This window comes from Microbacterium sp. zg-B96 (genome assembly GCF_030246865.1).
Classification (GTDB): Bacteria; Actinomycetota; Actinomycetes; order Actinomycetales; family Microbacteriaceae; genus Microbacterium.
Window position 1 is genome coordinate 2,039,989 of record NZ_CP126738.1, and the last position, 25,456, is coordinate 2,065,444.

Consider the following 25,456-nt stretch of genomic DNA (forward strand, 5'->3'; position numbering starts at 1 on the left):
GCCGACCCGAACGGGCGCCTTGCCCGATGGCATCAAGGTACGTCGCGTGTGTCACCAGGACGTTTCCGACACGCCCGCACACTGTGACGTTGAGGTGATGTTCACCCGTGTCTGCGGGAGCCGGCGAACTCCGCCAGCGCGTCCGTGAGCAGGCGCACCGACTCGGCACCGGTTCCGGCGTGCGCGCCGATGCGCACGAGCCCGGAGCGAAGCGACGCCGCGATGCCGTGGTTGGCCAGCGCTGCGGCCAGCGGCGCGGTGTCATCGGGCGACGGCGCCAGCGACACGATGCCGGCGTGACGCTGGCGGTTGCGCGGCGTGACGATCGGCAGACCGAACTGCTCGGCGACCGTGGCGATGTCATCCGCCCGCTGGCGGACGACCTCGGCGATCTGCGCGACCCCGACGTCGCGCACATCGCGCACGGCCGTCGCCAGCCGCGCGGTCGCGAGGTGGTCGGGGAAGGTCACCGAGAACGCCTGCGCGCCCTCAACAGGGGACGAGACCGGGAAGGTCCCGAGCACACCGCCGGCCGCGGCGAACCCCGACAGCACCGGCGTGATCCGCTCCAGGGCGCGATCGGAGAATGCGGCGAAGCCGGTGCCCCGCCCGGCCCGCAGCCACTTGTAGCCGTTGGCGACCACGACGTCCGCGGCACCCCAGTCGGCGTCGACGACGCCGAAGCCCTGCATGGCATCCACGATCAGCAGCCGGTCCCCGATCACATCGCGCAGCGCGGTCAGATCGGCGAGATAGCCGGTGCGGTAATCCACCACGCTGACGGCGACCGCGGTGGTGTCGTCGGTGAGCCCGTCGCGGATGGCCTCGGGCGTGACGAATCCGTCCGGGATGTCGAGCCATTGGGGTTGTGCACCGCCGAGCGCGCTCGCGCGCTGCGCCGTAACCGTGAGACTCGGGAACTCGCGGGACGACATCAGCACCGCACCGGACAGCCCGTACATGGCCTGCTGCAGACCGTGGGTGGTCGACGGCTGCAGTGTCACGCGCTCAGCGGTCGTGCCCAGCAGATCCGCCAGCAGCGCGCGGGCCTCGTCGGCGCGCGAGAAAACCAGATCGATGCCGCTGGGGCGCCCCGCGCTCAGCAGCTCGGCATCGGCGTGCGCCTCTGCGCGCACCGACGGGGACAGCGGCCCGAACGCGGCCCAGTCGAGATACCCCGGCTCCGCGTCGAACGAATCCAGAAACGACTCCAGCCCGGTCATCCCGACATCCTCTCACGCCGCCCGGTGTGAGAACGGGCACCCACTCACCCGCCGTAGCGGCGGTCGCGCGTGGCGTAGTCCCGGATGGCTCGCAGGAAGTCCACTTCGCGCAGATCCGGGCCGAGCGCCTCGACGAAGTAGAACTCGCTGTGGGCGGACTGCCACAGCAGAAAATCGCTCAGCCGCTGCTCGCCCGACGTGCGGATCACCAGGTCGGGGTCCGGCTGTCCCCCGGTGTAGAGGTGCTCGCCGATCTGCTCCGGCGTGAGGCTGGCCGCCAACTCCTCCAGCGACCCGCCGTTGTCGTCGTGCTGGGCGATGATGCTGCGCACCGCGTCGACGATCTCGCTGCGACCGCCGTACCCGACCGCGAGGTTCACGTGCAGTCCGGTGTTGTCGCGCGTTCGTGCGTCCACGTCAGCGAGCACTCGGGCCAGTTCCGGCGGCAGCAGGTCGGTGCGTCCCACCGGTCGCACCCGCCAGCCGGGTTCGTGCGAGAGTTCCTCGGCGAGTTCGGCGATGATCTCGATGAGGTCGGAAAGTTCTTGCGAATCGCGCTTTTTCAGGTTGTCGGTGGACAGCAGGTACAGCGACACCACCGGGATCTTCAGCTCGTCGCACCAGCGCAGGAACTCGTGCATCTTCGCCGCTCCGGCACGGTGGCCCTGCGCCGCGCTGGGATATCCCAGCTGGCGCGCCCAGCGACGGTTGCCGTCGATCATCATCGCCACATGGTGAGGCACGGTCGCACCGGCCAACTGACGACGCAAGCGGGAACTGTACAACCGGTAGAGAAGGCCACGCCCCTCGTTCGCCCCGCGCATCGTCACGCTCTTACGCTAGCGCTCTTGCCCGAGGGGAACATGTGCGAAGCCGCATGTGAGCGCGCGTACGCTTGAACACGTGGCCCGACGCATCAGAACCGAGGGCGCCGAGATGCCCGAACTCCCGCTCATCGACGCTGCCGCTGCCAGCGCGCACGCGGAACTCAAGCCGACATGGCGCGGCTGGATCCATGCCGCCACGTTCCCGGTCGCCATCGTCGCCGGGATCGTGCTGATCGCACTGGCACAGGGCGCGCCGGCCAAGTGGGCATCGGCGGTGTTCATGCTCACGTCGCTGCTGCTGTTCGGCAATTCGGCGCTGTACCACCGCTTCCACTGGGAACCGCGGACCATGGCGATGCTCAAGCGCATCGACCACGCCAATATCCTGCTGCTCATCGCCGGGACCTACACCCCGATCGCCGTGCTGGCACTGCCGACGCCCAAGACGGTGCTGTTGCTGTCGGTGGTATGGGGCGGCGCCGTGCTCGGCATCCTGTTCCGCGTCTTCTGGATCGACGCACCCCGGTGGCTGTACGTCGCGCTGTACCTGGTGCTGGGGTGGGCAGCGGTGATGTACCTCGGCGACCTGCTGCATGCCAACGTCGCCATGATGGTGCTCGTCATCATCGGCGGGCTGCTCTACACCGGCGGGGCGATCGTCTACGCGATCAAGAAACCCAACCCGTGGCCGGGGCACTTCGGGTTCCACGAGATCTTCCACGTGTGCACCGTGCTGGCATTCCTGTGCCACTGGACCGCCTGCCTGCTCATCGCACTGCAGCCGGCGTTCCACCAGGGCTGATCAGGACGAGCGGGACGTTCCGGTGTCATCGGGACGCTCCGCGTCCGCGGCATCCTGCTGCTGCTGGTGCTGCTCCGCGTCGAGCTCCTCGCGGACCTCGGCACGGTACCGGCCACGGCGCACTCGGCGCAGCATGTCCCACACCAGCAGCGTCACGGCCAGCGCGATGAACAGGATCGCGGCGAAGCCCCAGGGCCCCGGAGTGACCAGATCGGGGTCGACCGTCGAGACCGGAGTGGGCACGAATGCCACGATCACAGCGAAAGCGTCGACGGCAGCATGCATGGAGAACCTCGTTCCGCGCCGCAGCGCCTAACCTTGAATCAAGCCTAATCTCACGGAGCCCGACATGACGACGCAGCAACTGCTGGACGAGCGATACGGACGTCGCACCTCCCGCCGCGCCACGCGGGCCTGGTGGATCACGGTCGCCATCGTCGCCGTGGCCGCCACCACGGCGCTGGGCTGGTCCACGGTCGCCACGAGCATGGCATCGGTTGACGCGGATGCCACCGGGTACGAAGTCGTCGACGAGCGCACCGTCACCGTCACCTACCAGGTGGTCGCGCCCACCGACGCGACCGTCGCGTGTGCGCTGGAGGCGCAGGACGTCGAACACGGCGTAGTGGGCTGGCGGGTCGTGGAGCACGCGGTGCAGGCCGGTCAGGCGCAGGCGTTCACCGACACCATCCCCACCGTCGCGGGCGCGACGACTGGTTTGCTCAACTCCTGCTGGTTCGCGTAGCATTTCCCACACGCATCGCGCCCCGGCTGTCGCCGGGGCGTTTTGGCTTAGGCCCATGCGCCATCACCGCCCCATGAAGGAGCCGCTGTGTCCACCGACGCCCCCGAGACCTTCCTCACCCAGGACGCCTACGACCGCCTCGTCGCCGAGCTGGAGCACCTGTCGACCACGGGCCGCGAAGAGATCGCCAAGCGCATCGAGTCGGCGCGCGAAGAGGGCGATCTGAAGGAGAACGGCGGCTACCACGCCGCCAAGGACGAGCAGGGCAAGCAGGAGGCGCGCATCCGCACACTCCAGCACCTGCTGAAGACCGCGACGGTCAGCGAAGCCCCGCAGAGCACCGGTGTCGTGCAACCCGGTACGGTCATCACCGCGATCGTCGCCGGCGGCGAAGAGGTCTTTCTCCTGGGCAACCGCGAGATCGCCGCGAACTCCGAACTGGACGTGTACAGCGAGGCATCGCCGCTCGGACTTGCCATCCTCGGTCTGAAGGAGGGCGACTCGACGAAGTACACCGCCCCCAACGGGCGCGAGATCCCCGTCGAGATCGTCTCGGTCCAGACCTACACCGGCCAGTGACAGATCCTGCCCGACTCAGTCGGGCAGGATCGTGGGGGTGTAGCCGGCATCCGCCAGCGTCTGGATCACCACTGCCCGGTGCTCGGCGCCACGCGTCTCGACGCTCAGCTGCAGGCTCACCTCGCTGATCTGCAGGCCCTGCCCGTGGCGGGTGTGCAGCACCTCGGTCACGTTCGCGCCCGCGATCGCCAGCAGCTCGGACACCCTGGCGAGCTGGCCGGGGCGGTCGGGCAGCGGAATCTGCAGCGTCATGTAACGCCCGGATGCCGCCAGGCCGTGGGAGACGACGCGCTGCAGCAGCAGCGGGTCGATGTTGCCGCCGGAGAGGACCACCGCCGTCGTGCCGGTGGCGTGCACCTTGCCGGCGAGGATCGCCGCGACGCCGGCGGCGCCCGCGGGCTCCACCACCTGCTTGGCCCGCTCGAGCAGCAGCAGCAGCGCCCGGGCGATGTCGTCGTCGGTGACGGTCACGACGTCGTCGACGAGGTCGCGGATGATCGCGAACGGCACGTCTCCGGGGCGGGCGACGGCGATGCCGTCCGCGATCGTGGGCACGGTCTCGACAGCGAGCGGGTGGCCCGCCGCGAGCGACGACGGATACGCGGCGGAGTTGGCCGCCTGGACGCCGATCACCCGCACCGTGCGACCTTCGGCGGCCGCGCGCCCCTTGACGGCGGCGGCGACGCCGGCTGCCAGTCCCCCGCCGCCGATCCCGACGATGACGGTGTCGAGGTCGGGCACGTCGTCCCACAGTTCCAGGCCGATCGTGCCCTGGCCGACGATGACGTCACGGTGGTCGAACGGGTGGATCAGCACCGCGCCGGTGCGCTCGGCGAACTCCGCTGCCAGCCGCAGCGGCGTCTCGACGGTGTCGCCCTCGAGGATCACGTCCGCGCCGTAGCCGCGGGTGGCCAGGAGCTTGGGCACCGGCACCCCGAGCGGCATGAAGATCGTCGCTGCGATGCCGAGCTTCTGCGCGGCCAGCGCGACACCCTGCGCGTGGTTGCCCGCCGATGCCGCCACCACACCCCGCGCGCGCTCCTCGGCCGTCAGCCGCGACAGCCGGTAGGTCGCACCGCGGATCTTGAACGATCCGGTGCGCTGCAGGTTCTCGAGCTTGAGCTGCACGGGGGCGCCGAGCAGGTCGCTGAGGTGATCGGATTCTTCGAGCGGGGTTCGCACGATCACGCCGCGCAGCGCCTCGGCGGCATCCTCGATCTCCGCCAGGGTGGGGGTGGTCACGCGGGGGTCCTCCAGTCGCGGGGCACAGTGCTCCAGATGAGATCGTCGGGGCGCGGAGGCGCCCCGGTTTCCCAGCCACGCCGGGACAGATAGATCCAGGAAACGTTCACGAACGCCGCCAGCGGCACGGCGAACAACGCGCCCGGGATGCCACCGACCATCGCTCCGCCGGCGACGACGAGCACGACGGCGAGCGGGTGCACCTTGACGGCGGACCCCATCAGCAGCGGCTGCAGCACGTGGCTTTCCAGCTGCTGCACGCCGAGGACGACCACGAGCATCCACAGGGCGATCCACGGCCCGTTGTAGACGAGGGCCAGGAACACCGCCAGCGCGCCGGTCACGACGGCGCCGACGAACGGTACGAACGCGCCGAGGAACACCAGCACGGCGATCGGGATGGCCAACGGGACACCCAGCAGGAACGCGCCCAGGCCGATGCCCACCGCATCGATCGTGGCCACCAGCAGCTGGGTGCGCGCGTAGTTGACAACCGTCACCCAGCCGGCCCGACCGGCCCCGTCGACGGCCGCACGCGCGCGCTCCGGGAACAGCCGCACCGTCCAGCGCCAGATTCCGGCACCGTCGGCGAGGAAGCACAGCAGGATGAACACCGCCAGCAGCGTGCCGGTGGCGACATGCCCGACCGTGCTGCCGATGGCCAGGGCGCCGGTCCACAGCAGCTGCACCTGCTGCTCGAGCAGGTCCACCCCCTGCTCGAGGAAGCCGTCGATCTGCTCACCGGTGAGGTTCAGCGGCCCCGCGATCAGGTAGCCCCGCAGCCGGTCGGCCGCCGCCACCGTGCTGGCCTGGACCGAAGACCACTGGCGGGTGATCTGCCAGATCGCCAGCCACAGCAGACCACCGACGACGGCGATTGTGCCGATAAGGGAGATCACGATGGCCAGCCAGCGGGGGAAGCGATGGCGCAGCATGAAGCCGAAGACGGGCCACAGCAGCGCCGAGACGAGGATCGCGATCAGCAGCGGGATCACCAGCAGCTTCAGCTGGATGACGAGCCAGATCGCCACGCCGATCGCCGCCGCGATCACCAGGAACCGCCATGAGTATGCCGTGGCGACCCGCAGCCCGCGAGGAAGAGCGGTCGTGACGTCGTCAGTCACGCTCTTGCGGCGCACTGCGTCGAAGAAGACGTTGCGCGGCCTTTCTTCGGAGCCGGTCACCAGGTCATTCTAGAGTCGCCAGCCGGCGACCACGACGCCCACCCCGCCGGTGTCGGGCCACGTCGCTAGACTTTCGGCCGTGTCCACGATCCGCCCCGCTCCCCGCTCCGCCACCCTCCGCCGGGACGAGGCACGGCGGATGGCCCTGGCTGCGCAGGGATTCGCCAGGCCGCGGCCCGCCGTCGTGGGCACCCGTCAGCTCAACCTCGCCCTCGCCCGAATGGCGACGTTGCAGATCGACTCCGTCAACGTCTTCGCGCGGTCGCACTACCTGCCGCTGTTCTCCCGCCTGGGGCCGTACGACCCGGCGCTGCTGGAGCGCCTGCTGTTCGCGCGCCGCGGGCCGTACACCGAGTACTGGGCGCATGTGGCGTCCTTCATCCCGACGGCCGACTGGGGACTGTTCGCGTTCCGGCACGAGGATCTGCAGGTCCGCTACGGGCAGCGCGCCGACCGCTGGTTCCACGCCCATCGCGGGGTGGTCGACGATGTGCGGGCGCAGCTGGCCGCACGCGGCCCGCTGCGGCCCGCGCAGATCGAGCATGCCGCCAAGACCGCACCGACGGGCGCCTGGTGGGACTGGGACGTCGTGAAGCGCTCCCTGGAGTACCTGTGGCTGTTCGGCGAGGTCGCCGTTGCCGGGCGACGCGGGTTCGAGCGGCGGTATGGGCTGGTGGCGGATGTGATCCCGGATGCCGCTCGGGTCCCGGTCCCCCGCGCCGATGCCATCCGCGAACTCGTCGCCCGCGCCGCCGCGGCCTACGGCGTCGCAACGGCGACCGATCTGGCCGACTACTGGCGCATCGCCGACCGCGCGGCGGTGCTGCAGGCGGTGAGCGACCTGGTCGACGCCGGCACGCTGGAGCCGGTCGCCGTCGAGGGCTGGGAACGCGCCGGCCGGGCGCTCCCGGCATGGCGCCACCGCGACGCGACGCTCCCCCGCCGAGTGGAGGCGGCCACCGTGCTCACTCCGTTCGATCCGCTGGTGTGGTTCCGCGATCGCGCCGAGCGTCTGTTCGACTTCGAGTACCGCATCGAGATCTACACCCCCGCGAACAAGCGCCGCTACGGCTACTACTCGCTGCCCGTGCTCGTGGGCGACGACGTGGTGGGTCGGGTGGATCTGAAGGCCGACCGCGCCGGCTCCACCCTTCTCGTGCAGTCGGCGTGGTGGGAGCACGGCCGCCCCGGCCATGCCGCCGACCGGCTCGCCGAGGTGTTGAGGTCTGCGGCGCGGTGGCAGGGGCTGGAGCGGGTGTCGATCGGCCGGTGGGGCGACGCGGCGGACGACGTCGCCGCGGCGCTGGGCGCGGCATTCCGGCACGATCGGCCCGCAGTGGCCGAACCGGTCGCGGCTACGGTGGAGGTGTGAAGCGCGGCGCCGTCATCGCAGTCGCCGCGGCAGGCGCCGCGGTGCTCATCGGCGCGGGTGCCGCCTGGTGGGCGTTCAGCCGCCCGGCCTCGGCCCAGGACGCCGCGGAGAGTTATCTGCAGGCCCTGGAATCCGGCGACGCCGGTGCACTGGCGCCGCTGCTGCCCGACGGGCAGCAGACCCAGGCGCTGCTGGCATCCTTCGTCGGCGCGGATGCATACGTCGAGGATGCCGCATTGACCGGCACCACCGTCGAGGGTGACCGCACGGTCGCCGAGGCGAGCGTGCAGCTCGACGGCACCGCGAGCACCATCCAGTTCGCCCTCAGCACCGAGGCGGGCCGGTGGCAGCTCGCGGGAGACGACCACGTCGTCACGATCGATGTCGCCACGACCCTCGGTGACGCGGTGCAGATCGGCGACGCCCTGGTGCCGCTCGCCCCCGACGGCGTCGTGCACGTGCTGCCCGCGCTGTACACGCTGCACGCCGCGCCGGTGGACTTCCTCGACGGCGCCGCCACCGTCGCCGCAACCCACGGACAGCCGTCGGCGGCCATCGAGGCTGCGCTCGTCCCCGACGCCGCTGCCCGGGCGCAACCGCAATTGGACGCCTACGCCGACGCGTGCGCCGCGCCGGCGACCGCGGTGCCGCAGCGATGCGCTCTGGAGGTGCCGTGGCCGGCCGACCTCGCCGAACTGGCGTCGCTGCGGCTGCGGATCGAGGCGTACCCGCAGCTGTCGATCGACCCGGCCACGCTCACCTTCACCGCCATTGACGGCACCATCGTCGCCACCGCGACCGGGACGACCCGCGCCGGCACCGAGGAGTCCTTCACCTATCGCACCGACGCCTGGACGCTGCGCGGTGCGGTGGCGTTCCACGGCGACGAGATGGTGCTCACCGTCTTCTGAGCCGCCTCACGCCAGGCCCTGGACGTCCAGCCCCAGCCACGCCGCCAGGTCGCCGATCTGCTGTTCCACCGCCTCGCGCACACCGTCGTCGAAGCCGGCATCCTCGTGCACCGCATCGACCCGCAGCACCCCGGCCTTGCGGTCGGCCTTCGCGTCGAGTTTGCCCACGAACCGGTCGCCGTGCAGGATCGGCAGCGCGAAGTACCCCCAACGGCGAGCGGATGCCGGCTTGTACATCTCCAGCAGGTATTCGAACCCGAAGAGGTCCTGCAGGCGTGCGCGGTCGAACACCACCTGATCGAACGGCGAGACCAGCACGGTTCGGCCGTTGAACGGTGCCGGGTCCGCCAGCGCGGTGGCATCCACCTGCCACTGTCCTGCGACGCCCTCGACGACCGCCACGACGCCTGCGCCGTCGTCCATGCTCTTGAGCCTGGCGATGCCCTGCGCCGCCAGCCGCCGCTCGACCAGTTCGTGATGCGCGTCGTCGTCGGCGACCTCGGGCAGATCGGACGGATACACGCGCTCGGCGAGGTCGAACAGCCGGCCCTTCGCATCACGCCCCCACACCGCCACTTCGCCCTTGGCCAGCAGGATCTCCAGCATCTGCATCGAGTTGCGGCTGTGAGTCCAGCCCGTCGACTGCCACGACACCGCGGCGGTGTCGGGGATGTCGGCGGCGTGCAGCGGGCCCTCCGCGCGCAGCCGCCCCAGCACGTCGCGGTGGAAGGCGGCGTTGGCCTGCAGCCATTCGCGCGCCCGGACGTATTCCGGTCGCCGGGCCATCCGGGCGCGGAACAGGGGCAGATCCGACATCAGCCGGTAGGCGCCGTCCCACTCGAACAGATCGCGGTCCACCTCCACCGCGCGGCGCAGATCGGCCGGCTGGTACGGCCAGCCCAGGCGGCTCCACAGCAGATGATCGGCGCTGGGCATGATCGCCGCGGTGGGTTCGATGTTCACCGAGGTGAGCGCATAGACCGTCTCGATGATGCCCGCGGGGCGGGGCGCGGACAGCAGCTGAGCACGCACCGCCAGCCGCCGCGCGTCGCGCTGCGAGAGCCGGAGCGGTGCGGCCATGTCAGAACTGCCCGCCCATGGTCTGCAGGCGCTCGATGCGGTCCGGGATCGGCGGGTGAGTCGCGAACAGGCGGTCGATCTTGCCCTTGCGCAGCGGATCGGCGATCCACAGGTGCGCCATGGACGTGTTGCCCCGGCGCAGCGGCTGGGCGTACTCGTCCAGCTTGCTCAGCGCCGACGCGAGGGCGTCGGGGTCGCGCGTCGTGAGCGCGCTCGTCGCGTCGGCGAGATACTCCCGCTGCCGTGAGATGGCCGACTGCACGACGGCGGCGAGTACCGGCGCGAGGATGGCGGCGATGAGCCCGAACAGCATGAGCACCGCCTGTGCCCGGTTGTTGCCACCGCGCCCGCCGCGGCTGAAGAACGCCACGCGCAGGCCGATGTCCGCCAGCAGCCCGACGGCCACGACGAGCCCGAAGACGACGAGCGAAACGCGAATGTCGTAGTTGCGGATGTGCGCGAGCTCGTGGCCCAGCACGCCCTCCAGCTCGCGGTCGGTCAATCGGTCGATCAGACCCGTCGTCACGGTGATCGACGCCTGCTCGGGTGTACGACCGGTGGCGAACGCGTTCGGCGCCGGATCGTCGACGACGTACAGCTTCGGCATCGGGGTGCCGGTGGCGATGCAGAGGTTCTCGACGATCCGGTGCACACGCGGCGCGTCCTGCTGCGATACCGCTACGGCCCCGGACAGCGCAAGCGCCTCACGGTCGGCGACGAAGTACTGCACCGTCGCGTAGCCGCCGGCGAAGACGAGCACGAACGCGGTGATCCACCAGTTGTTCCCCGCCAGCCACCCGGCCAGCAGTCCGAGCCCGCCCAGCAGCAGCACGAAGCCGATGAGGATGAACCACGTGTTGCGCTTGTTGCGCGCGATCGCGGAGTACACAGTGCCTCCGCTCAGTGGTGCCTTGCGGCCCTACTCAGAACTGGACGCGGGGAGGTTCCGAGATCGCGGCGCCGTCGACGACCTCGAAGAACTCGCGCTCGTGGAAACCGAGGTTGCGAGCGAAGAGGTTGTTCGGGAAGACGCGGATCTTGGTGTTCAGTTCCCGCACACCGCCGTTGTAGAACCGGCGCGAAGCCTGGATCTTGTCTTCGGTGTCGACGATCGACTGCTGCAGGTGCAGGAAGTTCTGACTCGCCTGCAGCTGCGGATAGGCCTCGGCGACGGCGAACAGCGATTTGAGCGCCTGCTGCATGTGCCCTTCGGCCACGCCCGCGTCGGCCGGGCCGGCAGCGGCGAGGGTCTCCGCGCGGGCGCGGGTGACGTTCTCGAACACCGCCTTCTCGTGCGCGGCATAGCCCTTGACCGCCTCGATGAGATTCGGCAGCAGATCGGCGCGGCGCTTGAGTTGCACCGTGATGTCGCTCCACGCCTCATCCACGCGTACATTCAGCGCGACGAGCGAGTTATAGGTCGCCCACAGGTAGACGCCGACGGCGACCACCAGCGCGACGACGATTAGTACCGGGATCAACCATTCCCACATGTGTCCGTGGCTCCCCTCAGAGTGTTTCCCCATCCTAGTGGGGTGCGCACCGCCCGACGTCGCCGGTTCGGGCACTCCCAGTCGTTACCCACCGAGCACGCGGTCCAGATACGCGTTGCGGAACATCCCGGTCGGGTCCAGGCGGTCGCGCAAAGCGGTGAAATCCTCGAACCGGGGATAACGGTGCCGCAGCCGCCCGGCATCCAGCGTGTGCATCTTTCCCCAGTGCGGCCGCCCCTCGTGGCGCAGCATGATCTCCTCGACCGCGTCGAAATACTCCGCCGGGTCCTCGCGCCAATAACGGTGCACAGCGATGTACCCGGTCGGCCGTCCGTGCGCCGTGGACAGCCACAGGTCATCCTCCGCCGCCACCCGCACCTCGACCGGGAACGACAGCCGCCAGCGCCGCTCAGCCACCAGCGCCTGCAGCTCGCCGAACGCTGCGGCCAGGCGCTCCACCGGCACCGCGTACTCCATCTCGCGGAACCGCACCCCGCGGTGCTGCGTGAACACCACCGGGCATAGATCCCTGTACTCGCGGTCACCGGTGAGCCGCGTCGCGAGGCGATTGACGGCGGGGACGATGCCGGGCGCGACCGTGCCGGCGGCGCACGTGACGCGGTACACGCCGTTGGCCAGCAGCGTCTCGTCGATCCAGCGCCCCACGACCGGAAGCCGATGCCGGGGCGTGCTCTCCGGCATCCGCGTGTTCGTCTTGGTGAGCGCGACGTCGGTGTGGGGGAACCAGTAGAACTCGAAGTGATCCGCCGCATCGGCCCGCCCGCTCAGCTCGGCGACCACCTCGCCCAGCGGCTCGGGGCGCTCCACCGCATGCAGCACGAACATCGGCACGCACTGCAGCGTCACGTCCACCAGCACCCCGAGGGCGCCGAGCCCCAGTGCGACCGCCGGCAGCAGTTCGGGGTTGTCGGTCTCGTCCACGTGCAGCAGTTCGCCGTCCGCGGTGACCAGCGTCGCCCCGACCACCTGGGTGGCGATGCCGCCGAAGCGGGCGCCGGTGCCGTGGGTGCCCGTCGAGATGGCGCCGGCGATCGACTGCCGGTCGATATCGCCGAGATTCTGCATCGCGAGGCCGTAGGGCGCGAGCAGCTGCGGGATGTGGTGCAGCTTGGTCCCGGCCAGCAGGCGCACCTGCGCGCGGTCGCGGTCGACGGAAACGAGGCCGCTGAGGTCGGTCAGATCCATCAGCACTCCGGGCGCGACCGCGATGCCGGAGAAGCTGTGCCCCGATCCCACCGCTTTCAGCTGCAGCCCCCGCGCCGCCGCGGCCTGCACGCCGCGGCGCACCGCCGCAACCGTCGCGGGATATTCCACCCGTTGCGGGCGCACCTTCTCGCTGCGCCCCCAGTTCTGCCAGGTGCCGCCGGGACGTGTCACAGGAAGCTCCTCCCCTCGCCGCGGTAGGTCGGGGTCTCCCCCACGACCTCGGCGCCGTCGACCAGGTGATAGCGGTCCACGCGCTCGGCGAGCTCACCGCTCTTGGCGTGGCGGAACCAGACGCGGTCGCCCACCCGCAGCTCACGCGCCGCCTCGCCGCGCAGCGGGGTCTGCACCTCGCCGGCGCCCTCCCTCGTCATCGTGACCAGGCCCCGCGGCCACACCGGCGCGGGCTGGCGGGACGGCAGCGCCGGACCGGACGCGATCCACCCGCCGCCGAGCACCGTGACGATGTCGGGTTCGGGCTTGCGCACCACCTCGAGCGCGAATGCCGCGGCCGGTGCCGGCGCGAAGGTGCGGTAGCCGTCGAACAGGTGACCGGCCAGCAGACCGCTTCCCGCCGTCAGCTCGGTGACCGACTGGTCGGCGGCGGTGTACTCCAGCGACCCGGTGCCGCCGCCGTTGACGAACTCCAGCGGGGCGATCTCGCGCACCGCCGACACGATCGCGGCCCGGCGCTCACGCAGCTCCTCGCCGGAGCGTCGCTGCATCCACCGGATCACACGGTCCCCCGACCCGGCGGCATCCGGCTGTCCGGCGATCTGCGCCTCGTACATCATCACGCCCACGAGGTGGAAACCGTCGCGGTCGGCCACCGCGCGCGCGAGCCGGGTGGCGTCGCCGGCGTCGCGCAGGGGCGAGCGCCGCACCCCGATGTGTCCGAGACCGAGGGCGCGCCACGACGCGTCGACGTCCATCGCCACGCGCAGGGTCGGCCTGGTGGGGGGCGGGGCGACCGCGTCGATCAGGTCCAGTTGCGCGAGGTCGTCGATCATCAACGTCACGCGCGCCGCGGCCCGCTCGTCGCCGGCGAGCCGGGCGATCGCGCCCCGGTCGACGCTCGGGTAGCCCAGCACGACATCGTGATGGGATTCGGCCAGCCACAGCGCCTCGGGAAGCGTATAGGCGAGGATGCCGCCGTATCCCGGGACCGCAAGGGCGGCCTCCAGCACCTCGCGGACCCGGATGGACTTGCTAGCCACGCGGATCGGGACGCCCCCGGCGCGCACCACGAGGTCGAGCGCGTTGAAGCGGAGGGCAGGCACGCTGATCGCGGCGATGGGGCCGGACAGGTGCGCGACGGCGGACGTCATCGCCTCCCAGTGGGTCGCAGGGACGGGGCGCGCGGCGGCATCATCGCCGAGAAGGTCGAGCACGACGCCAGCCTACGGCCCGCGGGCGCGCCCGGCCGGTCAGCTCGCGCCGGCGGGGCTCGCGTCGGTGCGGGTGTCGTCGTCCAGCGCGACGAGGTCACCGGTGTCGGGATCGATCCGGTGCCGCAGGCATACCGTCCGCAGGTCGAACCGCCCCTCGGTGGTGACGTCGAGGACCGCCACGCGCTGCCCTTGTGCCGCCACCGGCACCGGGCCGTCGTCCTCCTCGTTGACCGCGCCGGCGAGGATCGTGCCGGCGGCATCGTGCACGACGATGACCCTCATCGCCCCGCCACCCAGATCGCGCTGAACCGGTAGAGGTTGCCGTGTTCGACGCGGGTGACGAAGTGCTCGGTGTGGTGCAGATCGTTGTCGGACGACGTCCACTGCTCGAGGATCTGCGCGCGCGGCTCGTTTGCCTGCCACGGCCGGAACGAGAAGCCCCAGTAGTGCTCCCGCTCGCCCATCTCCCACGTCCAGTGCACCGTCGCTCCCCCGCGCTGGAAGACCGGTTCTGCCCACACATGGCGGAGGCTCGGCATACCGGGGAAGCTACCCCCGCGGCATCCGATGGTCAACGGGGTGCGCGCTGTCTTCGGGAGACGGATGCCGCAGCGGCGCGGCCGGTCAGCCGGCGAGGGCCGTCGCCAGCCGGGCGATGCCGAAGGCATAGGCGCGGTCGACGTCCCCGCCGAGCCGGAAGGCGCCGGCCAACTCCATGCCGATGAACCCCGTCGCCCAGGCCGTGACGGTGCGGGCCGCCTCGAGCGCGTCGTCCGCACCGGCAAGCTCGGTGGTGATGTGCAGCAGCGGGGCGACCGCGTGAGTGAGCGCCTCCGGGTCGGGCCGGGTCGCTTCGGAGGTCGGGGCGAAGACCAGCCGGTATTCCTCGGGGCGCGCGTGCGCGAACGAGCGCACCTCGTGGGCCAGCTCGGTGAGCTGCGCGCGCGCGTCCGGGCCGCCGGTGCGGCGGGCCACGATGGCGTCGAGACGGTCGCCGAGCTCGTGGGCGGCGGCGGTGGCGATGAGGCGGAGCAGCTGGTCGCGACTACGGACCCGTTTGTACAGCGACGGGGCGCGCACGCCCACCCGGTCGGCGACGGCCTGCATCGTCAACGCGGCCAGACCATCGGATGCCAGGATGGCGCGGCCGGCGGCGACGATGCCGTCCAGCGAGGTGCGGGCGGGGGTGGGCATGGGTGCTCCTTTCCGGATTCCACCCTATCGCTATGGCCCATAGCCATGTAGGCTATGCACCGTAGCCATCAACTCACACCTCCCTGCGAAGGAAGCGAACCATGAAGCTCAGGCCCGGACTGCACCGGATCGGCAACGACATCATCGCCGTGCATCTGATCGCCACGGATGCCGGCGTCACCGTCATCGACGCCGGGCTGGCCGGTCATTGGCGCGACCTGCTGGCAGAACTCGACGCCATGGACCGGTCGCCGGCGGACATCCGCGGCCTGATCCTCACACACGGCGACAGCGACCACGTCGGGTTCGCCGAGCGACTGCGCCGCGACCACGGCGTGCCGGTCTACATCCACGCCGCCGATGCCGCCCGGGCTCGCGGCGAGAAGCCCTCGAAGACACCGTGGCCGGGGATGCGCCTCGGTCCGACGCTCGGCTTCATCGGGTACAGCCTCCGCAAGGGCGGCCTCCGCACGACCCCCCTCAGCGAGGTCATCGAGCTGCAGGGTGGCGAGGTGCTCGACCTTCCGGGCGACCCGCGCATCATCGCGCTGCCCGGTCACTCCCCCGGCAGCATCGCCGTGCACTCACCCGCCGTCGACGCGCTGTTCGTCGGCGACGCCCTGACCACCCGGCATGTGCTCACCGGGCGCCGGGGCGCCCAGCCGGCGCCGTTCACCGACGACCCGCAGCAGGCGCTGCATTCGCTCGCGGTGCTCGACGGCCTGCAGGCGAGCTGGGTGCTGCCGGGCCACGGCACGCCGTGGACGGCCGGGGTGGACCAACTGCTGCCCGAACTCCAGTCGCACTGACGAAGCGACCCGCCGGGCGGGTTCTCCCGGAGACAGGATGCCGCGACGGGCGCGTCCGCTGGTACCCCCGGTGGGACTCGAACCCACACTTGAGCGATTTTAAGTCGCCTGCCTCTGCCATTGGGCTACGGGGGCGCGGCGCGAGCGCCGCCGCCCACCCTAGCGCCGTGTGGACCGGCCGGTGCTCAGCGCGACGCGGCGGACTGCGCCGGTGCCTTGCCGGCGTCTTCCGCGGCGACCGTCTTCGGGTCGATCGCGGGGGCGGGCGCCGGAGCGTTCGCTGCCGGACGAGGCCGCGCCGCGAACTCTTCGAACACGTAGCGGGGGTTCTGCACCGTCTGGAGCGACACGTTGTCGCGGCTCAGCCACAGGTTGTGCCACCAGTCGCCGATGACGCGCCACTTGCGCTCCCACGAGGGCATCGCCATGCCGTGGTAGCCGCGGTGGGCGAGCCAGGCGATGAAGCCCTTGAGGGCGATGTTGCCGGACTGGAACACGCCGTTGTACAGACCCAGGCCCGCAACGGCACCCAGGTTGTGGTGGACGTACTCGGTCGGCAGCTCGCCGCGGATCACCGCGGTGAGGTTCTTCGCGAGCAGCTTGGCCTGACGCACCGCGTGCTGGGCGTTGGGAACGCAGTAGCCGCCGACGCCCTTTCCGGTGAGGTCGGGAACGGCCGAGACGTCACCGGCGGCCCACGCCCCCTCGACGACCTCGGCCTCGGTGCCGACGCGCAGGTCGGCGCGGGTGCGGATGCGACCGCGCTCCTCCACCGGCAGGTCGCTGCCGCGCACGACGGTGGGGTTGGCCATGACGCCGGCGGTCCAGACGATGAGGTCGGTGGGGATGACCTCGCCCGTGGAGAGCTCGACGTTGCCGTCGACGGCGCCCTTGACCTGGGTGTCCAGGTGCACGTTCGCGCCGCGCTTGGCGAGATCCTTCAGCACCCATTCGCTCGTCTTCAGCGACACCTCGGGCATGATCCGGCTCATCGCCTCGATGAGGTGGAAGTGGGTGTCTTCGAACGTCAGCTGCGGGTAGTCCTTCAGCAGCGAGGATGCCAGCGCCCGCATCTCTGCGAACACCTCGATGCCGGCGAAACCGCCGCCGACGACGACGACCGTCAGCAGGCGGTCGCGCTCGGGACCGGCGGGGAGGTTGGCGGCGCGGTCGAAGTTGGTGAGGATGCGGTCGCGGATCGCGACGGCCTCTTCGATCGTCTTCAGACCGATCGCGTTCTCGGCGATGCCGGGGATCGGGAAGGTGCGCGAGACCGCACCGGCGGTCACGACGATCTGGTCGTACTCCTCCTGCCACGGGTCGCCGACGGCGGGAGTGATGGTGGCGACCTTGTTGGCGTGGTCGATCCCGGTGACCTTCGCGGTGATGACGCGGGTCTTCTTCAGGTGACGACGCAGGCCCACGATCACGTGGCGCGCCTCGATCTCACCCGCGGCAACCTCGGGGAGGAAGGGCTGGTAGGTCATGTAGGGCAGCGGGTCGACGATCGTGACCTCTGCTTCGCCTTTACGGAGGTGCTTCTCGAGCTTCCACGCGGTGTAGAAGCCCGCATACCCGCCGCCGACGACGAGAATTCTGGGCACGGTGACAGTCACGGGGAAGAACTCCTAGATTGGGCGGGTCGGCTGGCGAGGGGTCCGAGCCGATCGGATGCGCCGGGTAGCAGCGGTGACACCGAGCGCCACCAGTATACCGGCCGCTGTCGCCGCCGTCAGCGGAAGGCTGCCGTACAGCAGGGTGTTCTCGGTCGGCAGGAGGGGTGACTGGGTGCGGGTGACGGCCTCCGGAGCCGGCAGCGGCGGGACCTCCACCGGCTGCGCCGAGGGCTCCGGGGTAGGCGTGGCATCCGCCCGCCGATACAGCCGGATCCACTCGCTGAGGCTTCCCATCGGGTTCTCGGTCACCGCCGCCACCGGCGCGGTGACCGCCGCGGCCGCGTTGACCAGGCCATAGCCGTAGAGCGCGTCCCGCTCCCGGGTCGTACCGGGTGCGGGGCGGGCGGTGCTGATGATGCGGTTGATGACGTTGGCGGCGTCGAGGTCGGGGTGGGCGGCGCGGACCAGCGCGGCGATGCCGGCGACGATCGGTGCCGCGCCGCTGGTGCCGTCCCACATGACGGGCGAGCCGTCGGGTGAGACGCCCAAGAGGTCCTCACTGGGCGCCGAGACGGCGATCGTGATCCCCTGCGTCGATGCATCCACACTCGCCGCCCCCGACCGATCGACGCCGCCGACGGTCAGCACGCCGGGGATCGTCGCGGGCGCACCGACGCGGTCGGTTCCGCTGCCGCGGTTCCCCGCAGCCACGATGACCACCACGTCGCGCTCGAATGCGTAGAGGAACGCGTCATCCCAGCTTTCCGGCCAGTCGAGGGTATTGGTGGTGAAGGAGAGGTTGATGACGTCGGCGCCGTGGTCGACGGCCCACCGGATGGCGGACGCGACCTGATCGGCGAACGGTGTCGCAGCGGCCGCGCCGAAGCCCAGCGACACCGACAGCAGCTCGGCACCGGGCGCGACGCCGATGATCCCGGTGTCCGCTCCGGTGCCACGTCCGGCGGCCAGCGATGCCACGTAGCTGCCGTGGGCGGCGTCGACGGCACCCACCGGGGTGCGTCCGTCGGCGGCGCCGAGGCCCGAGAAGTCGGCGCCGTCGACGACGCCGCTGAACTCCACCGGGCCCCGGGCGACACCGGTGTCGATGACCGCGATCCGGGTGCCCTCGCCGCGGGTCGTCTGCCAGGCTTCACGGATGCCGTAGTCGTCGAGCCAGTACTCCAGCGCCCGCAGGTCGGGAACGGCAGCCGGTTCCGGTTCGGGTGCCGGCGCCGGTGCCGCGCCGAGCATCGCGATGGATGCCAGCACGAGCGCGGCGGCGGCCACCTTGCGCCTCATTGCGTGCGTCCGCCGGGGTGCGCGCAGGTGCATCGCTGCGGCGACCATTCCGAGCGCTCCAGCGCACGGTCGCCGATCGGGTTGACGCCGGGCCCTGCGGCGAGGGCGTGACCTGCCAGCGCATGCAGGCACTTCACGCGCGTCGGCATCCCACCCGCGGAGATGCCCTCGATCTCCGGCACGTCCCCGTGGGGGGCGCGATCGGCGAGGTATGCCTCGTGGGCCCGGGCGTACTGCGCGGCGAGGTCATCGTCGGCGGCGAGCTCATCGGACAGCTCCCGCATCACCTGCTCCGCCTCCAGTGTCGACATCGCAGCCGTGGCGCCGGGGTGGGTGAGGTAGTAGAACGTCGGGAACGGCGTACCGTCGGGCAGGCGCGGCGCGGTGGCGACCACCGTGGGGTTACCGCAGACGCAGCGCGCGGCGATGCCCAGCACACCGCGGGCGGGGCGGCCCAACTGCTCGCGGAGCACCGCGAGGTCGACGTCGTCGGCGGGGTCGAACGGCGGGGTGCTCACCCGAACAGGCTACCGTGAGGCTGCTGAGCGGATGCCGATCACGGTGTGGGTGCCTCGGTGGGCGCGTCGGGCACGCCGATCTCATACGTGACGGTCTGCGCCACTCCCGCTGCCGCCACCGAGCGGACCAGGCGTGTCATCCAGTCGCTCTGGGTCTCTTCGACGTCGGCGCTGACCCGGGCCTGCTCCCGCGGCACCTCGACGGCCGGCAGATCGTTGTCCACGAGGAAGACGACCTCGCCGACGTGGTGGTAGTACAGCCGCTCGCGCGCCTGGGTGGTGATGTAGGCCGGGTCTTCCCACCGGTCGCGCGCCGCCTCGAGCTCGGCGACCTCGTCCTCGCCCAACTGCACCGACCGCTCCAGCGCCGCGATCTGCTGACGCTGGTCGAGGTAGGTGCCCACCGTCGGCACCAGCACGAGCGCACCCAGCACCACGAGGCCCAGCATGATGACCATGAAGCCGGACAGGCGGATGCCGCCCAGCCAGGCGCGCACATCGACGCTCTGGGTACGAGAAGGGGGAGCCGTCGTCTTCGCCACGGCTCCCCCTCTCGTCAGTGTCTGATCAGCGCTCAGCCCTTGAACCGGGGGAACGCGGCACGACCGATGAAGGTCGCGGCATCGCCCAGCTCCTCCTCGATGCGCAGGAGTTGATTGTATTTCGCCACGCGCTCGCTGCGGGCGGGCGCGCCGCTCTTGATCTGACCCGAGTTCACCGCGACGACGAGGTCGGCGATGGTGGTGTCCTCGGTCTCGCCGGAACGGTGCGAGAACATGGTCGTGTAACCGGCGCGGTGCGCCATGTCGACAGCATCCAACGTCTCAGACAGCGTGCCGATCTGGTTGACCTTCACCAGCAGCGAGTTGGCGACACCGCGGGCGATGCCGTCGGCCAGACGCGTCGGGTTGGTCACGAACAGGTCGTCGCCGACGAGCTGCGTCTTCGTGCCGAGCTTCTCGGTGAGGTGCTTCCACGCGTCCCAGTCGTCCTCGGCGAGGGCGTCTTCGATCGTGACGATCGGGAACGAGTCGACGAGGTCGATGTAATAGTCCGTCAGCTCCTCGGCCGACCAGTCCTTGTTCTCGAAGCGGTAGACGCCGTCCTTGAAGAACTCCGTCGCCGCGACGTCGAGACCGAGCGCGATGTCGGTGCCGGGGGTGAAACCGGCCTTCTCGATCGCCTTCACCAGGAAGTCCAGGCCCTCGCGGTTGCTGGGCAGGTCGGGGGCGAAGCCGCCCTCGTCGCCCAGGCCCGTGGCGTAGCCGGCCGCCTTCAGCTCGCTGCGCAGCACGTGGTACGTCTCCGCACCCCAGCGCAGCGCCTCGGCGAAGCTCGACGCGCCGATGGGCGCGAGGAAGAACTCCTGGCAGTCGATGCCGTTGTCGGCGTGCGAGCCGCCGTTGATGACGTTGAACAGCGGAACGGGCAGCACGTGCGCGTTCGGTCCGCCCAGGTAGCGGAACAGCGGCAGGTCGGCGCTGTCGGCGGCGGCCTTGGCCACGGCCAGGCTCACGCCCAGGATCGCGTTGGCGCCGGAGCGCGACTTGTTCTCGGTGCCGTCGACCTCGATGAGGATCTCGTCGATGATGCGCTGCTCGCTCGCCTCGACACCTTCCACAGCCGGGCCGAGCTCGTCGATGACGGCGGCGACGGCCTTGAGAACGCCCTTGCCTCCGTACCGGCTCTTGTCACCGTCGCGCAGCTCGGTCGCTTCGAATGCGCCGGTGGATGCGCCGGAGGGGACGGCAGCCCGCTGGACGATTCCATCGTCGAGCAACACCTCCACCTCGACGGTCGGGTTGCCGCGCGAATCCAGAATTTCTCGCGCGCCTACAGCCTCGATAAGTGCCACGGATGACTCCTTGCTTGTTGAGGGTGGATCTGGGGAGCGTCATTGGTCCGCTGTGTCCACTCTAGTGAGGCCGGTATCGACACCACAGGCCCCGCGCCGTGCAAGAGGGGCGGTCAGAGCACGATCGCGATCGCGACGCCGTCCCAGCCCTTCGCATCGAGCGTCTGCAGCGCGGTCGCGTCGAAGCGCGGATCGCGGGCCAGCATCTCCAGGCCCCGTTGCACGCCGATGACCTGCGGGTCGGTGGTCGCGGGGTCGGCGACGCGGCCGGCACGCGCGATGTTGTCGACCACCACGACCGTGCCGGGGCGGCCGAGCCGGGCGGCCCAGTCGAGGTAGAGCGTGTTGGACTCCTTGTCGGCGTCGATGAACACCAGGTCGAACGGATCCTCGCCCGCAAGCGTCGGCAGCACGTGCTCACCGCGGCCGATGCGCACGTCGACCCTGTCGGCCACGCCTGCCCGCTCGAGGTTTTCGCGCGCGACAGCGGCGATCTGCGGTTCCGCCTCGATCGTGACGACCCGACCGCCTGAGGGCAGGGCGCGCGCGAGCCAGATCGTGGAGTACGCACCGAGAGTGCCGATCTCCAGCACCCGCCGCGCGCCGGTCATGCGGGCGAGCAGGTGCAGCAGCTTGCCGTTGACCGGTGCCACTTCGATCGACGGCATGCCGGCGGCATCCTGGGCCGCGACGGCTGCTTCCAGCGCGGGATCGTGCCCGACGAGGGTGTCGGTGAGGTAGCGGTCGACGCGCTGCCAGGACTCTTCGGTGGGCTCGTTCACCCACCCAGGGTCGCGGCGCCCCCGGGCGGCGTCAAGTGACGCGTACCGGCAGGGCGCGTGAGTGTCAGCATCCGGCATCTGAGTCCGCCCGCCCGCCCGCCGCGATTTCGGAGAACGGCGCCATTCCGGATGCCCGCGGGCGAGAGGATCCGAGGTTGAGGTGTTCTCCGAAGAACCGGCACGCCCGCGCGTGGAAGCACGGGCACGAATACTCACTCACGGGCACGAATACTCACTCGGCGATCCGCCAGAATGTGTCCATGCGTGTCACCCCCCAACGCCTCGCCCTCGGCATGAGCCTGTGGGCTCCCAACCTGTTCAGCGGCATCCGCGTGCGCCGGTTCTCCGACGACTGGACCAGTGCCACGGTCGAGTTGCACGTCAACCTGATCACCCGCAACTACGTCAAGACCGCGTTCGGCGGCTCGATGTCGGCGATGACCGACCCGTACTTCTTCATGCTGGTGATGCACCAGCTCGGGCGGGACTACGTCGTCTGGGACACGCGCGGCGAGATCGAGTTCCTCAAGCCCGGAAAGGGCGTGCTGACGGCCCAATTCGAGGTGCCGCGCGAGAAGGCCGAGGAGCTGCGTGAGCGCGCCCGCGGCGGCGCGAAAGTGCTGGAGTGGTTCGAGACCGACGTCACGGATGCCGCCGGCGACGTCGTCGCCCGCGTGCGCCGCGAGGTCTACGTGCGCGAGAAGCGGCGCACCACCGCGGCAGCATCCGGCTGACTCACACCTCCGGGGGAATGCCGCGGTCGCGCACGAGGTAGATCCACGGGAACGCCCGGCACGCGACCTGCCAGCCCTCGCGGATGTCCGCCGGTGGCGTCCGCCAGAGGACACGGCGATGCTCCCACTGGGTGTTGGTGCGCTGCATCCGGTGCGCGAGCATTCCCGCTTCCACCGTGCGCCAGCCGGCGCGGCCGGCGGCGTCCAGCTCGGCCATCTCGTCGAAGGCCGTCACCGGCCCGAGCCAGCGCTCGTCGGCGTCGGACTGGTCGGCGATTTCGGAGGCGGTATCCGACGAGCCCCCGAATCGCTGCTGCGCGGCCTGGCGCGACATGCCGAGCTCCGCGCCGATGAGGGCCCAGCTCGCTCCCCCGCCGCGGGCGGCGGCGACCGATCGCTGCAGGATCCCGCGGGCCTCCGCCTCGGCGCGCGCGGCCCCGTTGATGAGGGCAAGGTGGTCGTCCACGCCGAGGGCGGCGCCGTCGTCGACCTGCGCGGCCGCGAGGACGGCCCGGCCGACGGCGTCGGCCAGATCGCTCACGTCCGGTCATCCCTGCTGGGGAGCCACGCGGCCACAGGCTCCGCGCGCCCGAGTCCGTTGCCGTACCCCCAGAAGTACGCGCCCACAGCGATCATGCCGATGCCGGTGCCCTGTACGGCTCCGCCCCAGAAGCCGCGCCACTCCAGCCCGATCGCGAGGATGAGAAGCACCGCTCCGAGGAGCATGCCCACAATCGCGACCCACTTGACCCGTCCGATCGCGGCGGACGCCCGATTGCTCAGATTCTCCATGCCGTCAAGATATCGTTGACACCGCCAAGGCGTCAAGGAACTGTTGACGGATGGCGGTTGCGGCCGCCTCAGGCACCGAACGATGCGCACTATTCGGCCATGTAAATCGTTTTACATCAAACTGTTTACACCTTCGTTCGCGCTGTGCTTCACTGCGGAAGGCGTCTCACCGAGACCGCCGATCGCGGCAAGAGCCGCAGTTTCTGGACAAGGAGGTCCGATGAGCGAGAGAACCCGACGCATACGCAGCGTCACCGTACTGACGAGTGTGGCGGTGCTCGCGCTCAGTGGGTGCGCGGCGTCACAGCAGAACGCGCCCGCAGATGAAGACGCCGCCCGCGGGACCTTACGGGTCGCCCTGGCGGCGGCGCCGTCGAGCCTTGACCCGGCCAACATGGAGCAGTCCACGAGCCCCTTCGCGCAGCCCGCCTACGACGCCCTCATCAACGTGGCCACGGACGGAACCCTCGAACCGGGCCTCGCGACCGAGTGGGGTTTCATCGACGACGAGAACAAGGTGTTCGAGATCACCCTGCGGGACGGCGTGACTTTCTCCGACGGCGCCGAGCTCGACGCCGAGGGACTGGTGACCCACCTGGAATACCTCGACACCGGCAAGAGCAACGTCGTGACCCTCGTCAACAACGGCACCTACGAAGCGCGGGATGAAGACACGGTCCGCATCACCTGGGAGACACCGCATCCGCTGGCACCACAGGCGTTCACCCAGCGCTGGGTTGCCGGCATGGTCATCTCCCCGGATGCCATCGCCGCCGATGCCGCGGGACTGGCCACGCAGACGGCCGGCGCGGGGGCATACACGCTGGACGCGTCCGCGACGGTCGCCGGCTCGCGCTACGTGTACACCGCACGCGACGATTACTGGAATCCCGACGCGCAGCACTGGGACGAGATCGTCATCACCGTGATGGACAACACCGAGCAGCGACTCAACGCCCTCAAGACTGGTGAGGTCGACTACGCCGCGGGAGATCTGGGCACCGCGGACGCCGCCGCCGACGCTGGCCTGCAGGTGCTCTCGGCGCCCACGGTCTTCTACGGTTTGAGCCTGCTCGACCGCGACGGCACACTCGGTTCGCCGCTCGCCGACGTTCGGGTTCGCCAGGCCATCAACTACGCGCTCGACCGTGAGACGATCGCCACCGCGCTCCTGGGCGACTACGGCTTCGCTACCGAGCAGACGGTGGTGCCGAGCGAGCCCGGTTTCGTCGACGAATTGGCGGGGCACTACGCCTACGACCCCGACAAGGCCAAGACGTTGCTCGCCGACGCGGGATACGCCGACGGCTTTTCCATCCCCGTCATCGCCAGCACGTCCGCGACGGCGGCGACCCTGTCGCAGGTGCTCGTCGACCAGCTGTCGAAGGTCGGGATCACCGTGGAACTGGACGCACGGCCGAGCGCCGATTACTTCGAGGCGATGACGAGCGGCACCTTCGCCGCAGCCGTCGTGGGGTACGGATCGCAGCCGATCCCGATGGAGTACGACGGGCTCTTCGGTCCGGCGGCGATATTCAACCCGCTCGCGTCCACCAGCGCGGCGATCGAGGACGACTACCAGAAGGCAGTCGTCGCGCCGGAGGCCGAGGCGACGGCCCTGTACGAGGCAATCCAGCGTGAACTGGTCGAGCAGGCGTGGTTCGCGCCGGCCGTCTTCGCTCCGGTCTTCTACTACGCCTCAGCGGAGCTCGCCCCGGTCGAGGCCACCGAGGCGCGCCCGCAGGCACCGCTGACCGAGTTGGCCCCGGCCGAGTGATCGGGGT

The 25,456-nt window shown here is 70.4% G+C and carries 29 protein-coding genes and 1 tRNA gene; 8 read left to right on the top strand and 22 right to left on the bottom strand.

Annotated elements, in window-relative coordinates:
• Window positions 1-101 precede the first annotated feature (101 nt).
• Both QNO11_RS09605 and QNO11_RS09610 read right to left on the bottom strand, forming a co-directional pair.
• Window positions 102-1,223, bottom strand: a complete 1,122-nt coding sequence (locus QNO11_RS09605; RefSeq protein WP_257508488.1) for an aminotransferase class V-fold PLP-dependent enzyme — start codon at window positions 1,221-1,223, stop codon at window positions 102-104.
• A 44-nt stretch (window positions 1,224-1,267) separates the two neighbouring features.
• On the bottom strand, window positions 1,268-2,047 hold the full coding sequence (locus QNO11_RS09610; RefSeq protein ID WP_257508762.1) for an isoprenyl transferase: 780 nt from the start codon (window positions 2,045-2,047) through the stop codon (window positions 1,268-1,270).
• Between the two features lie 112 nt (window positions 2,048-2,159).
• Between QNO11_RS09610 and trhA the strand changes: the two genes are divergently transcribed.
• A complete protein-coding gene (gene trhA / locus QNO11_RS09615) occupies window positions 2,160-2,852 on the top strand; it encodes a PAQR family membrane homeostasis protein TrhA (protein ID WP_257508761.1) in 693 nt (230 codons plus the stop codon).
• Here trhA and QNO11_RS09620 read toward each other — a convergent pair whose 3' ends face one another.
• On the bottom strand, window positions 2,853-3,137 hold the full coding sequence (locus QNO11_RS09620; RefSeq protein WP_257508487.1) for a hypothetical protein: 285 nt from the start codon (window positions 3,135-3,137) through the stop codon (window positions 2,853-2,855).
• 64 nt (window positions 3,138-3,201) lie between these two features.
• Between QNO11_RS09620 and QNO11_RS09625 the strand changes: the two genes are divergently transcribed.
• Window positions 3,202-3,597 carry a DUF4307 domain-containing protein gene (locus tag QNO11_RS09625; RefSeq protein ID WP_257508486.1) on the top strand — a complete coding sequence of 132 codons (396 nt, stop codon included), beginning with the start codon at window positions 3,202-3,204 and terminating at the stop codon, window positions 3,595-3,597.
• 87 nt (window positions 3,598-3,684) lie between these two features.
• Window positions 3,685-4,176, top strand: a complete 492-nt coding sequence (gene greA, locus QNO11_RS09630) for a transcription elongation factor GreA (protein ID WP_257508485.1) — start codon at window positions 3,685-3,687, stop codon at window positions 4,174-4,176.
• A 15-nt stretch (window positions 4,177-4,191) separates the two neighbouring features.
• Here the strand turns inward: greA and ilvA are convergent, their stop codons facing one another.
• Together ilvA and QNO11_RS09640 are read right to left on the bottom strand one after the other, a co-directional pair.
• On the bottom strand, window positions 4,192-5,418 hold the full coding sequence (ilvA, locus tag QNO11_RS09635; protein ID WP_257508484.1) for a threonine ammonia-lyase: 1,227 nt from the start codon (window positions 5,416-5,418) through the stop codon (window positions 4,192-4,194).
• Complete coding sequence (locus tag QNO11_RS09640; RefSeq protein WP_257508483.1) at window positions 5,415-6,602, bottom strand: AI-2E family transporter; 1,188 nt, start codon at window positions 6,600-6,602, stop codon at window positions 5,415-5,417. Before QNO11_RS09640 ends, ilvA begins: the two co-directional genes overlap by 4 nt.
• A gap of 139 nt (window positions 6,603-6,741) precedes the next feature.
• On the opposite strand from QNO11_RS09640, the gene QNO11_RS09645 reads away from it, so the two are divergent.
• Both QNO11_RS09645 and QNO11_RS09650 read left to right on the top strand, forming a co-directional pair.
• On the top strand, window positions 6,742-7,974 hold the full coding sequence (locus tag QNO11_RS09645) for a winged helix-turn-helix domain-containing protein (RefSeq protein ID WP_257508760.1): 1,233 nt from the start codon (window positions 6,742-6,744) through the stop codon (window positions 7,972-7,974).
• On the top strand, window positions 7,971-8,885 hold the full coding sequence (locus QNO11_RS09650; protein ID WP_257508482.1) for a hypothetical protein: 915 nt from the start codon (window positions 7,971-7,973) through the stop codon (window positions 8,883-8,885). The genes QNO11_RS09645 and QNO11_RS09650 overlap by 4 nt, the downstream gene beginning before the upstream one ends.
• Before the next feature lie 6 nt (window positions 8,886-8,891).
• On the opposite strand, the gene QNO11_RS09655 is transcribed toward QNO11_RS09650, so the two are convergent.
• The 8 genes from QNO11_RS09655 to QNO11_RS09690 form a co-directional block, all read right to left on the bottom strand.
• The gene (locus QNO11_RS09655; protein ID WP_257508481.1) at window positions 8,892-9,965 is read right to left on the bottom strand and encodes a DNA glycosylase AlkZ-like family protein; all 1,074 of its coding nucleotides are present in this window, start codon (window positions 9,963-9,965) and stop codon (window positions 8,892-8,894) included.
• Between the two features lies 1 nt (window position 9,966).
• Entirely contained in the window at window positions 9,967-10,854 is an 888-nt protein-coding gene (locus tag QNO11_RS09660) for a M48 family metallopeptidase (RefSeq protein WP_257508480.1), read from the bottom strand.
• Between the two features lie 34 nt (window positions 10,855-10,888).
• Entirely contained in the window at window positions 10,889-11,458 is a 570-nt protein-coding gene (locus QNO11_RS09665; RefSeq protein WP_257508479.1) for a LemA family protein, read from the bottom strand.
• 84 nt (window positions 11,459-11,542) lie between these two features.
• Window positions 11,543-12,856, bottom strand: coding sequence for a D-arabinono-1,4-lactone oxidase (locus QNO11_RS09670; RefSeq protein WP_257508478.1), 1,314 nt, complete (start codon window positions 12,854-12,856; stop codon window positions 11,543-11,545).
• Window positions 12,853-14,010: a type III PLP-dependent enzyme domain-containing protein gene (locus QNO11_RS09675; protein ID WP_257508759.1), complete on the bottom strand. Its 1,158-nt coding sequence runs from the start codon at window positions 14,008-14,010 to the stop codon at window positions 12,853-12,855. Before QNO11_RS09675 ends, QNO11_RS09670 begins: the two co-directional genes overlap by 4 nt.
• Before the next feature lie 99 nt (window positions 14,011-14,109).
• Complete coding sequence (locus QNO11_RS09680; protein WP_257508477.1) at window positions 14,110-14,355, bottom strand: hypothetical protein; 246 nt, start codon at window positions 14,353-14,355, stop codon at window positions 14,110-14,112.
• A complete protein-coding gene (locus QNO11_RS09685) occupies window positions 14,352-14,612 on the bottom strand; it encodes a hypothetical protein (protein ID WP_257508476.1) in 261 nt (86 codons plus the stop codon). The genes QNO11_RS09680 and QNO11_RS09685 overlap by 4 nt, the downstream gene beginning before the upstream one ends.
• An 85-nt stretch (window positions 14,613-14,697) precedes the next feature.
• On the bottom strand, window positions 14,698-15,267 hold the full coding sequence (locus tag QNO11_RS09690; protein WP_257508475.1) for a TetR/AcrR family transcriptional regulator: 570 nt from the start codon (window positions 15,265-15,267) through the stop codon (window positions 14,698-14,700).
• A gap of 101 nt (window positions 15,268-15,368) precedes the next feature.
• On the opposite strand from QNO11_RS09690, the gene QNO11_RS09695 reads away from it, so the two are divergent.
• Window positions 15,369-16,076 carry an MBL fold metallo-hydrolase gene (locus QNO11_RS09695; protein ID WP_257508474.1) on the top strand — a complete coding sequence of 236 codons (708 nt, stop codon included), beginning with the start codon at window positions 15,369-15,371 and terminating at the stop codon, window positions 16,074-16,076.
• A gap of 59 nt (window positions 16,077-16,135) precedes the next feature.
• Here the strand turns inward: QNO11_RS09695 and QNO11_RS09700 are convergent.
• From QNO11_RS09700 to QNO11_RS09730, 7 genes are all read right to left on the bottom strand, one after another.
• A tRNA-Leu gene (locus tag QNO11_RS09700) sits at window positions 16,136-16,211 on the bottom strand.
• A 50-nt stretch (window positions 16,212-16,261) separates the two neighbouring features.
• The gene (locus QNO11_RS09705; protein ID WP_257508758.1) at window positions 16,262-17,680 is read right to left on the bottom strand and encodes an NAD(P)/FAD-dependent oxidoreductase; all 1,419 of its coding nucleotides are present in this window, start codon (window positions 17,678-17,680) and stop codon (window positions 16,262-16,264) included.
• 24 nt (window positions 17,681-17,704) lie between these two features.
• Window positions 17,705-18,991: a S8 family serine peptidase gene (locus tag QNO11_RS09710; protein WP_257508473.1), complete on the bottom strand. Its 1,287-nt coding sequence runs from the start codon at window positions 18,989-18,991 to the stop codon at window positions 17,705-17,707.
• Entirely contained in the window at window positions 18,988-19,509 is a 522-nt protein-coding gene (locus QNO11_RS09715) for a DUF501 domain-containing protein (protein ID WP_257508472.1), read from the bottom strand. The genes QNO11_RS09710 and QNO11_RS09715 overlap by 4 nt, the downstream gene beginning before the upstream one ends.
• A 38-nt stretch (window positions 19,510-19,547) precedes the next feature.
• On the bottom strand, window positions 19,548-20,051 hold the full coding sequence (locus QNO11_RS09720) for a septum formation initiator family protein (protein WP_257508471.1): 504 nt from the start codon (window positions 20,049-20,051) through the stop codon (window positions 19,548-19,550).
• A gap of 32 nt (window positions 20,052-20,083) precedes the next feature.
• Window positions 20,084-21,364 (bottom strand): phosphopyruvate hydratase, encoded by a 1,281-nt coding sequence (gene eno / locus QNO11_RS09725; protein ID WP_257508470.1) that lies wholly within the window; start codon window positions 21,362-21,364, stop codon window positions 20,084-20,086.
• 113 nt (window positions 21,365-21,477) lie between these two features.
• On the bottom strand, window positions 21,478-22,146 hold the full coding sequence (locus QNO11_RS09730) for an O-methyltransferase (RefSeq protein WP_257508469.1): 669 nt from the start codon (window positions 22,144-22,146) through the stop codon (window positions 21,478-21,480).
• Window positions 22,147-22,406: 260 nt separating this feature from the next.
• Here QNO11_RS09730 and QNO11_RS09735 point away from each other — a divergent pair, with 260 nt between their 5' ends.
• Window positions 22,407-22,880, top strand: a complete 474-nt coding sequence (locus QNO11_RS09735) for a DUF4442 domain-containing protein (protein WP_257508468.1) — start codon at window positions 22,407-22,409, stop codon at window positions 22,878-22,880.
• A 1-nt stretch (window position 22,881) separates the two neighbouring features.
• On the opposite strand, the gene QNO11_RS09740 is transcribed toward QNO11_RS09735, so the two are convergent.
• Both QNO11_RS09740 and QNO11_RS09745 read right to left on the bottom strand, forming a co-directional pair.
• Window positions 22,882-23,421, bottom strand: coding sequence for a hypothetical protein (locus QNO11_RS09740; RefSeq protein ID WP_257508467.1), 540 nt, complete (start codon window positions 23,419-23,421; stop codon window positions 22,882-22,884).
• Window positions 23,418-23,672 carry a hypothetical protein gene (locus QNO11_RS09745; protein ID WP_257508466.1) on the bottom strand — a complete coding sequence of 85 codons (255 nt, stop codon included), beginning with the start codon at window positions 23,670-23,672 and terminating at the stop codon, window positions 23,418-23,420. The genes QNO11_RS09740 and QNO11_RS09745 overlap by 4 nt, the downstream gene beginning before the upstream one ends.
• 220 nt (window positions 23,673-23,892) lie before the next feature.
• Here QNO11_RS09745 and QNO11_RS09750 point away from each other — a divergent pair, with 220 nt between their 5' ends.
• A complete protein-coding gene (locus tag QNO11_RS09750; protein ID WP_257508465.1) occupies window positions 23,893-25,449 on the top strand; it encodes an ABC transporter substrate-binding protein in 1,557 nt (518 codons plus the stop codon).
• Window positions 25,450-25,456 lie beyond the last annotated feature (7 nt).

Bases quoted from the DNA above. Each gene is read 5' to 3' on its own strand.
- QNO11_RS09605 (WP_257508488.1), bottom strand. From the start codon at position 1,223: ATGACCGGGCTGGAGTCGTTTCTGGATTCGTTCGACGCGGAGCCGGGG.
- QNO11_RS09610 (WP_257508762.1), bottom strand. From the start codon at position 2,047: ATGCGCGGGGCGAACGAGGGGCGTGGCCTTCTCTACCGGTTGTACAGT.
- trhA (WP_257508761.1), top strand. From the start codon at position 2,160: ATGCCCGAACTCCCGCTCATCGACGCTGCCGCTGCCAGCGCGCACGCG.
- QNO11_RS09620 (WP_257508487.1), bottom strand. From the start codon at position 3,137: ATGCATGCTGCCGTCGACGCTTTCGCTGTGATCGTGGCATTCGTGCCC.
- QNO11_RS09625 (WP_257508486.1), top strand. From the start codon at position 3,202: ATGACGACGCAGCAACTGCTGGACGAGCGATACGGACGTCGCACCTCC.
- QNO11_RS09645 (WP_257508760.1), top strand. From the start codon at position 6,742: ATGGCCCTGGCTGCGCAGGGATTCGCCAGGCCGCGGCCCGCCGTCGTG.
- QNO11_RS09655 (WP_257508481.1), bottom strand. From the start codon at position 9,965: ATGGCCGCACCGCTCCGGCTCTCGCAGCGCGACGCGCGGCGGCTGGCG.
- QNO11_RS09665 (WP_257508479.1), bottom strand. From the start codon at position 11,458: ATGTGGGAATGGTTGATCCCGGTACTAATCGTCGTCGCGCTGGTGGTC.
- QNO11_RS09675 (WP_257508759.1), bottom strand. From the start codon at position 14,010: ATGACGTCCGCCGTCGCGCACCTGTCCGGCCCCATCGCCGCGATCAGC.
- QNO11_RS09680 (WP_257508477.1), bottom strand. From the start codon at position 14,355: ATGAGGGTCATCGTCGTGCACGATGCCGCCGGCACGATCCTCGCCGGC.
- QNO11_RS09685 (WP_257508476.1), bottom strand. From the start codon at position 14,612: ATGCCGAGCCTCCGCCATGTGTGGGCAGAACCGGTCTTCCAGCGCGGG.
- QNO11_RS09690 (WP_257508475.1), bottom strand. From the start codon at position 15,267: ATGCCCACCCCCGCCCGCACCTCGCTGGACGGCATCGTCGCCGCCGGC.
- QNO11_RS09695 (WP_257508474.1), top strand. From the start codon at position 15,369: ATGAAGCTCAGGCCCGGACTGCACCGGATCGGCAACGACATCATCGCC.
- QNO11_RS09710 (WP_257508473.1), bottom strand. From the start codon at position 18,991: ATGAGGCGCAAGGTGGCCGCCGCCGCGCTCGTGCTGGCATCCATCGCG.
- QNO11_RS09735 (WP_257508468.1), top strand. From the start codon at position 22,407: ATGCGTGTCACCCCCCAACGCCTCGCCCTCGGCATGAGCCTGTGGGCT.
- QNO11_RS09745 (WP_257508466.1), bottom strand. From the start codon at position 23,672: ATGGAGAATCTGAGCAATCGGGCGTCCGCCGCGATCGGACGGGTCAAG.
- QNO11_RS09750 (WP_257508465.1), top strand. From the start codon at position 23,893: ATGAGCGAGAGAACCCGACGCATACGCAGCGTCACCGTACTGACGAGT.